Here is a 14,047-nt window from a genome sequence, read left to right as displayed (position 1 = left end):
ATCTCCCTCACCTTAAACCTTTCTTCAACTGAATTCTTAATACTCTTATAAATCCTGTTATTCGCTATGAGTCGATATTATACTGCCAGAATTATTTTTCATAATACGATTTTGGGTCTACCGAAGTTCTGGGGGGAGATGGCCTCCTGTTTGACCTGGTTCAAGAGGCCTAGGACGGTGATTGAGGGAGAACCGCCTAACGCCTCTTGGTACTCTGGAGGCACGCTGAACATTTCCTTCAATGCCGTGGACAGGAACCTCGATGAGCCCGAGAGGGTGGCCTTCTATTGGACCAACGAGGCGGGAGAGGAGAGGGCCATCTCCTATAGGGAACTCTGGAACGAGGTCAACAGGGCCTCCTACGTCCTGAGGGAGATGGGGATCAGGAAGGGAGACACGGTATCCCTGATAATGCCAAGCGTGCCTGAGGCGGTGTTCTTCTCGTTGGCTGTGCACAGGTTAGGGGCAGTGCTGGTCATCCATTACATAGGCCTGAGCGAGGACACGTTGGCGTACAGGCTCAACGATGCCGGGAGTAAACTGTTGATCCTGGCAACTAGGACCGTCAGGAACGGTAAAGAGATAGACATAACCTCCATGGCCAGGAGGGCACTCTCCAAGGGCACCCAAGTGGAGAAGGTCCTGGTCGTGGGGAGGGGAAAGAGGGACTCCCACGACCTGGAGAAGGGCGAGGTGGACTACAACGACGTCTACTCCAGGGGGAAGGTTGAGGTGAGACCTGTGCCGGTGGAGTCTAACTCCCCCAGCACAATCTACTACACCTCCGGAACTACCGGGAGACCTAAGGGACTGGAACAGAGCACCGGAGGTTACCTCGTTGCGTTGAACTGGGCCTTCAGGGCTCTGATGAACCCCAGGAGGGGGGAGGTGTGGTGGACCATATCTGAGCTGGGGTGGCCAGTGTGGCCCATGGCAAACCTATACGTCATTCCGGTCATGGGCCTCACGGCTGTCCTATTTGAGGGATTCGTCGGTCACAGGCCTGACACCTTCGTGAGGGTCGTTGAGAGGTTCGGAGTGAACTTGGTGTGGAGTTCCACGACCACGTTGTATACGCTCAAGTCCCTAGGGGACGAGTCGGTGTCTGGCGATACGTCCTCCTTGAGGCTGATCCTGAACACGGGAGAACCTCTCAACGTCGGAGCTTGGTATTGGCTCAGACAGAGGCTTCCGCACGTCTACATAGGTGACGCCTATTGGATGACGGAGCACCTCTTCCCCATAGCCGGGACTCCCTGGGGAGTGGGGGAGATCCCGTACAAACCGGGGAGTGCAGGGGTCATGTTCCCTGGATCGGAGTACCACATACTCGACGATGACGGGAGGCCCCTGGGATCCGGGAAGAAAGGCTACATCGTGATAAGGCCGATCTCCCCGGCACTGGCCAGGATGCACAACGATCCCGACAATGAGAGGTTCCTGAAGACCTATTGGTCTAGGTTCCCTGGGTACTTCTATACAGGGGATTACGGGTACCATGACACGCAGGGTTACCTGTTCGTGTTGGGGAGGGCTGACGATGTGATACAGAAGGGGGAGAGGATAGGTACGATGGAGGTGGAGAGTGTGGTGGTCACCCATCCCTCCGTAGCCGAGGCCTGTGCAGTGGGCTACCCAAAGGTGGATGGGGAAGGCATATTGCTCATCGTGGTTCCTAGGAAAGGAGTGACAGCGAACGAGACGCTGGCTGAAGATCTGAAGAGTTACCTGAGGAACTCCGGATTCCTAGTTGATAGGGTGGTTTTCGCCAGCAGGCTTCCCAAGACCAAGAGCGGAAAGATCATGAGGAGGTTGATAAGGGCCTTAATTAGGGGAGAAAACCCGGGGGACATTTCCACTCTTGACGACGTTACAGTGTTACATGAACTGAGGGAAGTGCTCAAGCACAATTAACTCCCCGGTTAATTCACGGTCTTAGACAAAAATTCCTAAATAACAGTTATTAGGTTTACCTTGATCATGAGATCATATTTGAGGGAAAGTCCCATAATTTCTCCTCAAGCTGGAAATCCCATGTCGCACTTATGGGAAAAATCCCCTGGATTTGGACGTTAGAATTCTCGCCAATACCGACTTTCCGGTATTACCTCCCTAAGATTTCCATAACCGCTGTTATTGAAACACTTCTAGGCTGCTTTATATACCCTTAGATTTTCTAGTTTAAAGGACAAATCTATTACAGCTCTCCCATTTTTATATCCTCTGAGGACAGAACTTTTAATTTCTTCTTGTCTTTCAACGAATTCCTAAGTTTGATGTCATCACTCACCAGAGGCAAATCAAGGCTCATCGCCAACCACACATAAGAGGCATCGTAAAACGTTATTCCATAATCTACTGCGACCTTCTCGACTTCTACGCTATCTATGTCCTCTAAGTTCATAGCACTCAACAGCTTGGAAATAAATGAGATAAGCCTTAGTCCTTCTTCCTCGCTTATCCTCCTATGAAGTAACACTTCCTTCCAAACTATGTTTCCTAATTCGAACTTGGCCAGAAAAGTTGTATAATTCCCTCCTAAAATGCTAATTTTACCTTTCCCTAACAGAACATAAATTGATGAAGAATCAAAAACGTAACTCATCTACTATCTCTGTCCTCTCTAATTTCCTTAGTCACTTCCTCCACAGATATTTTACTTATCACGTCCTTAATCTCCTTCACTTCCTTCTCTAACTCTTTAGCCTTAACCTTCTTTACTTCGTTTGTTAAAGCTCTCCTTATAACTTCTGCCTCGTCGATGTTCCACTTTTCCAACTCTTCCTTTAACTCCTCTGGGATCCTTACCGAAATCACTACGCTCTTGCCCACAATAGGGTGTAAACCTATGGAATTAAATAGTTTACTTTCTGTAAACACGTGGCTGTTTGGGATTCTCATGCGATAATCTCATCTCGAAAAGTAATTAGTGATCATGGGAGTTGTGGAAGACTGTAACTCTTTCACGTAACTACTCGTTATTTTCAATTTTCTAAATATCGTTTTGACGTCGGTCATGTTCATGTAGTATTACCCAAGAATTCTCTCTTGACGATCTCCCAACCGATGACGGGCACTGCTCACGAGGATGGGAGAAGTTGGATGAGTATTGAAGTTTCCCTCGACTAACCCCAATGATCTGAGGGTGACTGTGTATGATCCCTCAGCAGGGGTGCCAGTGGCGGAATTAAAAGTGGTTAAAGAAGGTAAGTAGCGCCGCGGGTAAACACTGCTCAGGTCGAGTCTGTGGGGGTGAACTACCCCCTATTTCGTCTCTCAACTTCTACGTCGTGGCCAGTCCTTGGAGGTGTCATACTTGACGGCGTCATAAGCTTTCGTATGTACTTCTGGGCCTTCAACTCGATCGAGTCCGTCAGTTTGGGTTAAGACCGCAAGTTCACCATGAACTTATTGCCCTCGTCCTGTGCTGACTCCGGTTAAGCCCGAGAGCTGAGGATTGGATACAAATTCATGAAATCCTGTGAAGCTCAAATAGCAGTGTTAGATCTCCCTTGAAAGCAGGGCGGTAGTTAAGAGGAAGTCACATAACCGCTACTCAAACTCCCTTAGGGAAATTACGACGGCTAACCTTTAGACTGGTCCAATATCTTCTCCACCATCTCCTCGGCCTCCCTGAGATCGTACTCCCTCAGTAAGGCTATCTTGCTGGCCTCAACTGATCCCTCGGCATGGAGCATCATGGTCAACCAGTATCCTGTGAGGCTACTTGATGCCAACTCCTTGACGAGCTTAAGGAGTTGAACCCTGCGTTGACCTGGCTCTGCCCCCCTCAGGTACTTAAATATCATATCCCTCTCCTCAGGGTTTCTCAGGTCCTCCTCTGAAGGCATGGTGGATATTATTCCTCCCGCCACATCTATGAGACTCTTGACTACCTCGTGGAAGTGGGTGTTGGTGTAGAGCTTACCCAAGTTGGTGTAGAGCGGGTTCGGAATTGCCACGCCTTCGTCTATCAAGGGCTCGTTGGCAGCTGATATGGCACTCATTCTAAGGAATTCCTTATAACTCAGGATAGTGAGTAGATCCTCCTTCACGTGCCTGGCGTCCTGAATACCGTTGGCCTTAGCCACGAGGCTCGCAGCTCCTAGGAAGAGGTTGGCCATGGAGGCCCTGTATGAGACGGCCGTGAACCTGTGGAAAGTGGCGAAGAGGTTGGCCAAGGCACCGGCGTACTTGTACTCTCCAGCCATGAACACCCTATCCCAGGGAACGAAAACGTCATCGAAGATGGTGAGGGTCTCGTGCTCGTGGTCTACCTTGCTCAGGAGGGAGGAAGAGTTTCCCTCCACTTCATCTATGGGCCTGACGATCATCTTGAGACCTTTAGTGCTCGCGGGAACAGAGAAAGCTACGGCGAAGTCCTTGTCCTCCTGGGTCATGGCCCTGGTGGGGATCACCAATATCTCGTCCGCTACTGCTGCCTGTGTCGTGTGAGCCTTAGCTCCCCTGACCACTATGCCGTCCTGTCTCCTCTCCACTATCCTCACGTACATGTCTAAGTCACTCTGCTGGGAGGGTCTCTTGGTCCTGTCTCCCTTGACGTCAGTTTGGGCAGTGGCCATGGTTAGATCGTTCTTGGCCACATACTCCCAGAACCTCCTAACCCTCTCGTGATAGGAGGAACCTGTCTCCCTGTCCACCTTAGCTGAGACCACCATGAGCGCGAATATGGCGTCGCTACCTATGGCCTGAGATATGTTGAAGATTCCGTTACAGGCGGTGGTGTGATCATATATCACCTTGTGCCTCTGAAGGAGATCCCCAGATCCCCTGGGTACCTTCAGGTATGCACTGATCTCCTCACCCCCATCCTTTACTATCCTGTCCTTCATGTCGTAAAGTTTCGCTGAGTGTAAGGCCGAGATCCTCAGCACTTGGTGATCAGCTACATTGTGCACTCTCTTACCCCTGTAGTAAACCTCCCTTCCGTCTGAGAGGGAGGAGAGGTACTGTTCCTTGCTTCTCATGCTCTCATCCTCCCCTTGATGGTCGTCCTGAGGACTTTCTTGTCCAGCTTCCCCGTGCTCGTCTTTGGAATTGAGTCCACAAATATCACCTCATCTGGGAGCCACCACTTGGGGAATCTGTTCATTGACTCGAGGTACTTCAACACGTCCTCCTTGCCGACCTTTCCCCTGTACTCCTGCCTCAGCACGACCAGCGCTACGGGTCTCTCCCCCCACTTGAGGTCGGGGACTCCAACAACTGCGGCCTCCAGTACGGGCTCATAGGTCATTATGGCGTTCTCCAAGTCAACTGATGAGATCCACTCTCCACCGCTCTTTATCAGATCCTTGGCTCTGTCCACCACCTTGATACTGCCCTTCGGGTCTAACACGACCACATCCCCGGTCCTGAACCACCTCTTACCCTCCAGAGTCAAGAAGCTGTCCCTGGTCTTCTCAGGAGAATTGAAATATTCTCCAGTAACCCAGGCTCCCCTTATGACGAGCTCCCCCCAGGACTTACCGTCCCACGGGATCTCGTTACCTGATGGGTCCACAATCTTAACCTCTATGCCCGGCATGACTTTACCCTGCCTACTCAGCTCCTCTATATTCTCGCTCTGGTTCACGGTCGTGATAGCCTCAGTCTCCGTCATTCCCCAGGCGTGATACGTCCTTATCCCCAGTTCCCGTAACCCCTTGATTAATCCCTTGGGTGGTTCTGCCCCACCAGTAACGACCACCTTAAGTGATGGGAGATCTATCTTCTCCCTCCTCAAGTAGTCCAGTAAGTTTATCCAGACTGTGGGCGCCCCTATGGCCACTGTGACACCTTCCTCCCTTATGAGCGAGGCCAGGTGATCCGGTCCGGGTCTAGGACCTGGAAGGACAAGTTTGGCCCCCGTCATCAGTGAGGCGAATGGAACGTCCCAGGCAGATATATGAAACATGGGGACTACTGGCATAACTATGTCCTGGCTGGATATCCCCACGATTTCCTTGGCCAGGAGTGACAGGGAGTGAATGAATATGCTACGATGGCTGTACACGACCCCCTTAGGGTGACCGGTCGTCCCAGAAGTGAAGCACATGACTGCCCCTTCCCTCTCGTCCACCTCAGGGAAGTAGTCTAGAGGAGGATGGGAGTTGACCTCCCTGTCGAACTCGTCATCCAACCTCACGAATTTAGACTTCTCTGCCCTAACCTTCTTAACCTCCTCCACATCAACGTCGTAAAACACCAACTTGTCGCCTGCGAAGTTTATGACATACTCCATCTCCGATGGGTGGAACCTGACGTTTATTGTGTGCAGTACTCCACCCAGTAGTGGAACGGAGAAGTAGAGCTCCAGGTGTCTGTGAGTGTTCCAAGCTATGGTACCGACAACGCTGGAGGAATCGACTCCCTGTTCCCTGAGATACTCGGATAGTCTCCTCACCCTCTCCGAGAACTTCGAGTAGGTATACCTCACCTTTCCCTCATGTACCCTGGAAACTATCTGGGAGTCGGGGTAAAGTTTCTCCGCCCTCCAAAACACGTTGTGGATGCTCAAATTGTAATCCATTATGGTGGATTTCATCATGATAGTATGTGGAAAAAATTAATATAAATTATGAGGTTGACGTGGGAATCCACTACCGTTTATGGAAGTTCTTGTTCTCCGCACTTCCTACCGATCCTCGCTTAAGTTTCAGCCTGATCTCACCTTCCCGTGGAGTCCAGCTGAATGATACGGTTCCCCGTTTTACTTCGGCGTAGTTATTGCCGACGTACGACGCCATTTAACTTTCGGTCGAGGCAAGATGGGAACGACCTGTTTGAAAGGGGTCTGATTGCTCAGTGAGCTCGACCGATCTAACCCTTCGCTATTAACTACCTGTCTTTCTTTCCTCTTTTCTCTCACCAGTCCAAACTGCGTTCCTCTTCCTGACCATGAATATTCTGTCGAACTCCACTACCTTCTCTCCCCTTTGGTTGACCCCCCACGTCCTTATCTTCACTATCCCGAACCCTTCCCTGGACCTGGACTCCCTCACTTCCAATACCTCTGCCTCGGCGTATATGGTATCCCCTGAGAACACTGGGTTGAGGAACTTCACGTTCTCCAGCCCCAGCATGAACCCAGAGGTGCTAGTGTACTCAACTAACAATCCCGCGGTCACCGCTAGCGTGAGGAAGCCGTTTACAACCAATCTCCCCTTAAAGGGCTCACCAGGGTAAAATTTGGATGTATAGTCTTGGTTAAAGTGGATCTGGTTATTGTTGTTAGTCAATAAAGTGAACCAGACGTTATCTACGTCTAGGATGGTCCTTCCTACTCTGCTCTTAAACTTTTGACCTGGTTTGAAGTCCTCGAAGAAGGGAACTTGTTCCATAAGGTTAAGTGGTGTGGTGGATTTAATCTTTCACTTTCCTTCGAAAGTCCCAGGTTCAACGAATTGGTAGACAACTACCATGATGTAGACCGTGTATCGGTCACCGTGATACAGGGGAACCATGGTGATGTATACCGGTTGGAAGTACATGAGCCTCACAGGTGGAAGCGGAATACCGGGAGTTAGCTATATCTTTCAGTACTTCAACTACCTTGTAACCCTTTGCCGTTGCGTAATTTGTTAGGTAGTTCACTTGCCTCTCCAAGTCTTCCCTCTGGTCAGCCGAGGACACCCTTGCATAAATTACAGCCCTCGTCTCTTCCCTCCTCTCTAAGTACTTCTTTATCTCGCTGTAAGGTATCCTATACTTCCCTCCTTCAGTCGTTACTGCCCTTATTTTCCCTTCTCTAATCCACCGTAGGAGTGTTGAGTATGAAATGCTGAGCAGTTGGCAAGCCTCCTTAGGTCTCAGTAGTCTCTCCACAAAATTGGTTGATAATAAATAAATATAAAAAGATTTCTATTAACGTGAGAAAGGATTCAGCCCTGTCCAGGTAAGGTGTTCCCTCTTCACTGCTTTTACGTATTGTTCCTTGATCCCGAGGAATTGTTCCATCTGCCTTCCGTTCATCCCTTCTTCTCCAGTCATTAAATGCCTTGACCGACCAGGCAAGGACCTAGCCCTCAATCACCTGTAATCCGTGGCGATAGGAAAGTCGTGGAGCTCCTTTGTTCTCAACGCTACGAGGCCCACGTGTCGTTCTCGATATAATAACTCAGGCAGAACGAACTCAAGTGCGGGAGACCGACTCTTATTAAAAACAAAATTAATAAATAAATAATAAATATTCCTATCAACACAGAATAGGACCCGTCCCGGTAGAGACCTCATTTTAGCCCAGATTCCCTGGCCTCGCTCTCCGACTGACTCTCCCTCCACGGTTCAGCCTTTGAGGTAAATTTGAGCTCACTCTTCCTACCTGCGAGACTCTTGGCTACCTCTTGAGAGTAGTTGAGGTCGTACAGTCTGCTGAACATTATCCTCTGTGCCGCTGGGCTTCCAGCTCCGTGCACTGACTCTATCTGAAATGCTACTCCCATACTCACGTTCTCTATCAACCTCACCATCCTCAATCTGTCCTCTGCGGTGTAGTCCTCGACACCCTGGAGGTACTTGGAGATGTATTCCCTCAACTTGGGGTTCTTCAGGTCCCATTCGCTGGGTGCTGTGCCTACTATCCCTCCAGCTATGTCTATGGAGAGCTGTGCTATCTGAGCCGGGAACTTGGCCACCAGGTGTTTAGTCACGTTGGCATGCATGGGGTTGACCCACCAACAGCCCTCACAGAGCTTAACTGCGTTGAGGCTCGCCGCTATCCCAGCCGAGTACATGGTCTCGGTCAGGAATATCATCTCCGTGAGCTTGTCTTGAACGTGCGACGCTTTCTCCACTCCTATCTGCTTGGCCAGATCCGCTGAGGCCCCTATTATCACATCTCCCAATCCGGCCTTGCATCCACCATACCCTTGCCTGTGATAGGCAGAGAAGATCTCCACCAACGTCCCGGTGTACTCCCAGTCTCCGGCCAGAAACACCCTGTTCATGGGTACGAAGACGTTATCGAAAATGACCAGCCCCTCATGGTTGTAGAAGTAAGGGAGAGCGTCTATTTCCCCCTGCTCCATCCTCCTGGAGTCGTTCAGTTGCCTCCCCACAACTATCTTAACACCCTCCGTGTCTGTGGGCAGAGCGAAGGCCACAGCGTAGTCCTTGTCCTCAGGACCCATGGCCCTGGTCGGCAAAACCACCATCTCTTCAGTGGCAGCGACTCCGGTTATGTTGGCCTTTGCGCCTGAGACGTATATTCCATCCTTGGTGACCTCGGTTATCCTCAGGTACGCGTTCTTGTTGGGCTGTTGGCTGGGCTTGAGGTTTCTGACCCCCTTTGCGTCGGTCATGGCACCAGCCAAGGCCAGATCCCTCTTCTGCACGAACTTAAGGTACTCGACGAACCTGTCCCTCATCTCCCTCTTTCCCTTAGCTGCCATCATGTTGCTCACAATGTTAAGGGTGTTCAGGGAGTCCCACCCTACACACCTCTGGAAACAGGCCCCAGTCTTGTGGCTCAACTTCCTCAGGAGCTTCACCTTGGCTGCTAGATCCTCAGGGGACCTGTGAATGTGATTGAACCTATTGATCTCCTCCTCTATGAAGGGGCTCCATGCTCTACCTAACTCCTTGGTATCCTCTTGCCAGGCTGCGTCGAATGTGGCCTTAAAGGACATTACGGAAGGTCTCAAGAAGGGATGAGTGGTGACGTCCTTGACCTCCTTACCCATAACGTATATCTCGACCTTTGAACGATTCCTTATGGACTCAAGGTATTGTTCCCCTGTTCTAACGGTCATGATCACTCTTTCGTGTTTAAAGTTTTTAAAGTTTAGTATGATGAAGCTGAAAGTTCTGGTCAATTCTCAACTCCGGATCGGATTTAAGGAGAATGTGAACTCGTCGAGATAAACCTTTACTAATTATACTTATACATTTCTACTAGAATTTATCACTATCAGAATAGGTATAAAAAATATAGAAATCTTTAAATAATACCAATTCCACTACAGCAGTTATGGGAATCTTAGGGAGGTAATACCAAGAAGTCGGTATTAGCGAGAAGTTTTTAATTTTAGACGTCGTCCCGCTGAAAAGATGAAGATGACGAACGGAAAGGGACAGGTAGAGTACGCTAAGGAGAGGTTGGTCAAGGCAGTGAACCAGGTCCTGGGCATAGTGAGGAGGAACGGGAGGAGCAGGAAGGTCGGGTTGGCGCTAGTCCTCATGGTCCTGGTAGGTGGGAGGGCCAGCGTGAGGAACGCGGCCGAGACGTTCGGGTTGGACTACGCAAACCTGCTGGAGGCGTTGGGAGAACTCGACGACGCGTGGAGGGACTGGAGGTCCTGTCTGGGCTGGTGAAGGGTCAGGTGGCCGTAATCATAGACGACACCGTGGACCACAAGGAGTACTCCAGGGGGAAGGACGTGAGCCCCCAAGGGAACTACTGGATCTACTGCCACACCCACGGGAGGTTCGAGAGGGCCAAGCTCCTCACGGTCGCCATAGTGGACCTCTCCACGGGCAGGACGTTCATGGTGGGAGCCTTCCCCTACGCCGTGAGGAAGATGTTGGACTTGGGGATGGTCAACGAGTTCAAGACCAAGATCGAGATGGCCAGGGAGATGTTGGACGTGCTCAAGGAGCGCTTCCGCGTGTCCAGGGTCGTCTTCGACTCGTGGTACTGGTCAGAGAAGCTCGTGAAGGAGAACGTGGTGTCTGAGCTCAAGTCCAACCGGAGGCTCCTCAGGGTCGAGTCGGTCCAGGGGACCCTCGAGGAGGTGGAGGGACACCTCCGAGTGGGAGACCTACCCCCCGGACTCTACTACGCCGACCTGACCCTGGGAGACCGAGTGATTACGGTAAAATTGCTAGTCCGGGAATATAAACGTGAGTCTGGGACACACGTCAGGTACCTCTACACGACCGACCTCTCGCTCAGCGAGGAGGAGATCGAGGAGGCCTGGAGGATGAGGTGGGAGATCGAGGACCTCCAAGGGACGTCAAGGCCCTGGGACTGGAGGACTCTTCGTTCTGGAGGAGGGAGAGGCTTCAGGGGTACCTCACGACCTTCACCATCATGACCAACGTCGTCAGGGAGCTGGTGGGGGCTCTTAACCTGAGGAGTGTGGAGGCGTTCCTCAGGTTCGTTGAACGTCATTTAGGTGGACCGCCGGGGCTGATGAAAATCTTTAAGTTACGTTAAAGTCCCATAACTGCTGCAATGAATTTATTTCGTTCAAAAGTTCCAGGATCAATTTACCTTTAACGATCTTCCCCACGTTAGCAATAAACGGATTAGCACTTATTAGATCTACCTTGAAAACAGGGCGGTAATTAAGGGAAAGTCATGAAACTGCTGAACGGATCTCTAGGGAAGCACTCGGTAGAGTCGATTAGGGACGTAAACATTAGCTTTCCTCAACCCCTATTAAGGAGGGAGAAGAGGTGTTTGAGAAACCTCTCCCTGTCGACCTCGTAGACCACATTGACGTTAGGCGTCTTGCCCCACACTCCCAGGTAGTCTATCACCGTGGCTCCCCTCGTAAGGCAATCACACGTCTCCACATCCACATATTCCCTCTCTACCCTCTTAGCTACCTGACTGTCTAGAGCGATGGCAGTAGTTATTAGGTCTGGGTGTGGGTTGCCCCTCATCCTCTGCTTCGTCATCGCGAAGTTCCTGTAGTGGGTGTAGAAAGTAACGTATAGCTCCGCCATCTTACTCCTCATTTTCCTTATGGTCTCCCACTCCTCATTGACCGTGTATTGGGTTATGAGGTCCCAGGCTACCATGGTCACATTGAAACCTCCGTTGAACACTATCCTGGCAGCGTCTGGATCGACCCAGAGGTTATACTCAGCGGCAGGAGTTATGTTCCCCCTGCCATATATTGTACCACCCATGACCCATACAGCCTTGATCTTGTCAGCGATGGTTCTGTCCTTAAGGTAGGCCATGGCCAAATTGGTCAACGGGGATATTGCAAGGAACTCAAGTTCGCCTGGATAAGTGTCTGCAGCCTCCAGGATGAAATCCACTGCGTGTTTCCTCTCTGGGGTTAAGTCTGCCGTGAGTACCTGATCACCGACTCCTCCCCTTCCGTGGACGTTTTCCACAGTACGGAATTCCTTTATCAAAGGCCTGTCCATTCCAGGGTAGACCCTAACCTCTCTCTTGAAGAACTCCCTGGCGAACTGAGAGGCCCAGAGTGCGTTCCTCACCTCAGCAGGGAAGGATATGTTTCCCTCAACGACGGTAATGCCTTCCACATTAACGCCCTCGTGCAGAAGGAGAAAGAAGGAGAAGATATCGTCCTCCGCGGTATCACAGTCTATGATGAAACGTCTCATGACCAAAGTGAAGTGTTTTAACTTAAGTGTTTTACGTGAGGATTTAGGGGTAAACTACCCCGCCCTCACCGGTAGACCCAAAATCACCTCCTTGAAAATAAATCTATATTAATAAGCGGTTCTATTGATTTAAGTAGAAAATCTCTTAGATAGAATAAATCATCAGAAAACAAGAGTATTAGGAGTATCCTGAACTGCTCCCTCCTCACTCCCCCTTGAACACGGTGTACAGGGAGTAGAAGGCCACGGCCAGCACGAAGATCAACGTGCGGAAGACGAACTTGGTGGAACTGGTGAAGGGGAGAAAAGCCTTGATGTTCCGGTGAGAGGTCTCTATGGGACCCCTCACCTTGTTGTACAAGTCCAACACCTCCCCCTTCGGTAGGTTTAGATTAGTCGCCCTAGCGAAGTAAACAACCTTCTTCCTCTTCCCCTTCTCCCTACCGTAGACCAAAAGCCTGAACTTGACCTGCTCGTCCTTCCTGTGCCTCTTACTGTTCGTCTCGTACTCGCCGTCAAACTCCTGGTAGACCTTCACGTCCCCAACAGGAACTCCGATTATGTACTTAAACTGCGAAACGAAGTTGAGCACGTCAACCGTGTAGAAACCAGCGTCGAGAGTCATCAACCTTACCTTGAACCCCATGGCGACGACTTGCTCCACGAGGGCCTTCACGACCTCTTCCTTGGTCATCCCGTTCACTTGAGTGACGAAGGCCAGTAGGAGCACTTTCCCGTCAAACTTAGTCGTCGCAGTTGCGTAGTTCCAAGAGCTCCCCTCCTCTGAACTCCCGAGCCCCTCCACCGTTTTCCCGTACCAGGTCTTGGTCGTCCAGTCTATTGAGAGGTCTATCTCCCTTACTCCCTTCAGCGTCTCCAAGGACATTTTCCTCACTTGTTCCAACAGCTTTTCCACCACTTCCACCCCTTGCTCCTCCACGTAATTCCTCACGGTCTGTGGGGACACGCCGTACGCCCTCGACTTGTTCTCTACTGAATCGTTCCATAAACACGCTGAGATGAGGGTTCTCGCCACCTCTTCCCCTCTCTTTCCCTTGAAGTTCAGCATGGAAAGTAATTTATATCCTATTTGTTGAACGTTGTTTTGGTGAGGGAGTACCGGTGTTACCATCTCACTTACTCACGTGGTAATACCACATCTCCCTCACCTTAAACCTTTCTTCAACTGAATTCTTAATACTCTTATAAATCCTGTTATCTATCGTGAATCGATATTATCCTGCTGGAGTTATTTTTCATAATATGATTTTGGGTCTACCGAGTATGAGGAGTCCCAGGGCCTTGACGTCCCTTGGAGGTCCTCGATCTCCCACCTCATCCTCCAGGCCTCCTCGATTTCCTCCTCGCTGAGCGAGAGGTCGGTCGTGTAGAGGTACTTCACGTGTGTCCCGGAGTCACGTTTATATTCCCGGACTAGCAATTTTACCGTAACCACTCGGTCTCCCAGGGTCAGGTCGGCGTAGTAGACTCCGGGGGTATCCCACTGGGAGGTCTTCCTCGAGGGTGTCCTGGCCGACCCTGAGCTCGGTTGGACTTGAGCCTTGACACCACGTTGTCCGTCACGAGCTTCTCGGACCAGTACTGGGGTCGAAGACTACCCTGGACACGCTGAACGCCCCTTGAACACGTCCAACATCTGGCCACGTCGATCTCGGTCTTGAACTCGGTGACCCTCACAAATCCAACATCTTCCTCACGGCGTAGGGGAAACCGTGAACGT

8 protein-coding genes and 5 pseudogenes are annotated in these 14,047 nt (G+C 50.8%); 3 read left to right on the top strand and 10 right to left on the bottom strand.

Annotation, left to right across the window (positions count from 1 at the left end):
• The first annotated feature begins 66 nt into the window (after positions 1–66).
• Complete coding sequence (locus tag METMK1DRAFT_RS01145; RefSeq protein WP_009069874.1) at positions 67–1,914, top strand: AMP-binding protein; 1,848 nt, start codon at positions 67–69, stop codon at positions 1,912–1,914.
• Positions 1,915–2,197: 283 nt separating this feature from the next.
• Here the strand turns inward: METMK1DRAFT_RS01145 and METMK1DRAFT_RS01140 are convergent, their stop codons facing one another.
• Both METMK1DRAFT_RS01140 and METMK1DRAFT_RS01135 read right to left on the bottom strand, forming a co-directional pair.
• Complete coding sequence (locus tag METMK1DRAFT_RS01140; RefSeq protein ID WP_009069871.1) at positions 2,198–2,605, bottom strand: type II toxin-antitoxin system VapC family toxin; 408 nt, start codon at positions 2,603–2,605, stop codon at positions 2,198–2,200.
• A complete protein-coding gene (locus METMK1DRAFT_RS01135) occupies positions 2,602–2,832 on the bottom strand; it encodes a hypothetical protein (protein WP_048087308.1) in 231 nt (76 codons plus the stop codon). The genes METMK1DRAFT_RS01140 and METMK1DRAFT_RS01135 overlap by 4 nt, the downstream gene beginning before the upstream one ends.
• 197 nt (positions 2,833–3,029) lie before the next feature.
• On the opposite strand from METMK1DRAFT_RS01135, the pseudogene METMK1DRAFT_RS15910 reads away from it, so the two are divergent.
• Positions 3,030–3,214: pseudogene (locus METMK1DRAFT_RS15910) on the top strand (hypothetical protein).
• Between the two features lie 370 nt (positions 3,215–3,584).
• Here the strand turns inward: METMK1DRAFT_RS15910 and METMK1DRAFT_RS01130 are convergent.
• From METMK1DRAFT_RS01130 to METMK1DRAFT_RS01110, 5 genes and pseudogenes are all read right to left on the bottom strand, one after another.
• A complete protein-coding gene (locus tag METMK1DRAFT_RS01130; protein WP_009069865.1) occupies positions 3,585–4,988 on the bottom strand; it encodes a 4-hydroxyphenylacetate 3-hydroxylase N-terminal domain-containing protein in 1,404 nt (467 codons plus the stop codon).
• A complete protein-coding gene (locus METMK1DRAFT_RS01125) occupies positions 4,985–6,547 on the bottom strand; it encodes a long-chain fatty acid--CoA ligase (protein ID WP_009069862.1) in 1,563 nt (520 codons plus the stop codon). Before METMK1DRAFT_RS01125 ends, METMK1DRAFT_RS01130 begins: the two co-directional genes overlap by 4 nt.
• 289 nt (positions 6,548–6,836) lie before the next feature.
• Positions 6,837–7,343 (bottom strand): MaoC family dehydratase, encoded by a 507-nt coding sequence (locus tag METMK1DRAFT_RS01120; protein ID WP_009069860.1) that lies wholly within the window; start codon positions 7,341–7,343, stop codon positions 6,837–6,839.
• 181 nt (positions 7,344–7,524) lie between these two features.
• A pseudogene (locus METMK1DRAFT_RS01115) lies at positions 7,525–7,827 on the bottom strand (excisionase family DNA-binding protein); the annotation flags it as partial.
• 404 nt (positions 7,828–8,231) lie between these two features.
• Entirely contained in the window at positions 8,232–9,752 is a 1,521-nt protein-coding gene (locus tag METMK1DRAFT_RS01110; RefSeq protein WP_009069857.1) for a 4-hydroxyphenylacetate 3-hydroxylase family protein, read from the bottom strand.
• A gap of 304 nt (positions 9,753–10,056) precedes the next feature.
• On the opposite strand from METMK1DRAFT_RS01110, the pseudogene METMK1DRAFT_RS01100 reads away from it, so the two are divergent.
• Positions 10,057–11,158: pseudogene (locus METMK1DRAFT_RS01100) on the top strand (transposase).
• A 215-nt stretch (positions 11,159–11,373) separates the two neighbouring features.
• Here the strand turns inward: METMK1DRAFT_RS01100 and METMK1DRAFT_RS01095 are convergent.
• From METMK1DRAFT_RS01095 to METMK1DRAFT_RS17025, 3 genes and pseudogenes are all read right to left on the bottom strand, one after another.
• Positions 11,374–12,306 (bottom strand): nucleoside hydrolase, encoded by a 933-nt coding sequence (locus tag METMK1DRAFT_RS01095; RefSeq protein WP_009069846.1) that lies wholly within the window; start codon positions 12,304–12,306, stop codon positions 11,374–11,376.
• 83 nt (positions 12,307–12,389) lie between these two features.
• Positions 12,390–13,438: pseudogene (locus METMK1DRAFT_RS01090) on the bottom strand (ISH3 family transposase).
• A gap of 157 nt (positions 13,439–13,595) precedes the next feature.
• Positions 13,596–14,047, bottom strand: a pseudogene (locus METMK1DRAFT_RS17025) (IS701 family transposase); the annotation flags it as partial.

It is taken from the genome of Metallosphaera yellowstonensis MK1 (genome assembly GCF_000243315.1).
GTDB lineage: Archaea > Thermoproteota > Thermoprotei_A > Sulfolobales > Sulfolobaceae > Metallosphaera > Metallosphaera yellowstonensis.
Note: the sequence above shows the minus strand (reverse complement) of the source record. Positions and strands in the feature narration are given on the sequence as shown.

Coding starts and splice junctions, on each gene's coding strand:
- METMK1DRAFT_RS01145 (WP_009069874.1), top strand. CDS start 67: ATGAGTCGATATTATACTGCCAGAATTATTTTTCATAATACGATTTTG.
- METMK1DRAFT_RS01140 (WP_009069871.1), bottom strand. CDS start 2,605: ATGAGTTACGTTTTTGATTCTTCATCAATTTATGTTCTGTTAGGGAAA.
- METMK1DRAFT_RS01130 (WP_009069865.1), bottom strand. CDS start 4,988: ATGAGAAGCAAGGAACAGTACCTCTCCTCCCTCTCAGACGGAAGGGAG.
- METMK1DRAFT_RS01125 (WP_009069862.1), bottom strand. CDS start 6,547: ATGAAATCCACCATAATGGATTACAATTTGAGCATCCACAACGTGTTT.
- METMK1DRAFT_RS01120 (WP_009069860.1), bottom strand. CDS start 7,343: ATGGAACAAGTTCCCTTCTTCGAGGACTTCAAACCAGGTCAAAAGTTT.
- METMK1DRAFT_RS01110 (WP_009069857.1), bottom strand. CDS start 9,752: ATGACCGTTAGAACAGGGGAACAATACCTTGAGTCCATAAGGAATCGT.
- METMK1DRAFT_RS01095 (WP_009069846.1), bottom strand. CDS start 12,306: ATGAGACGTTTCATCATAGACTGTGATACCGCGGAGGACGATATCTTC.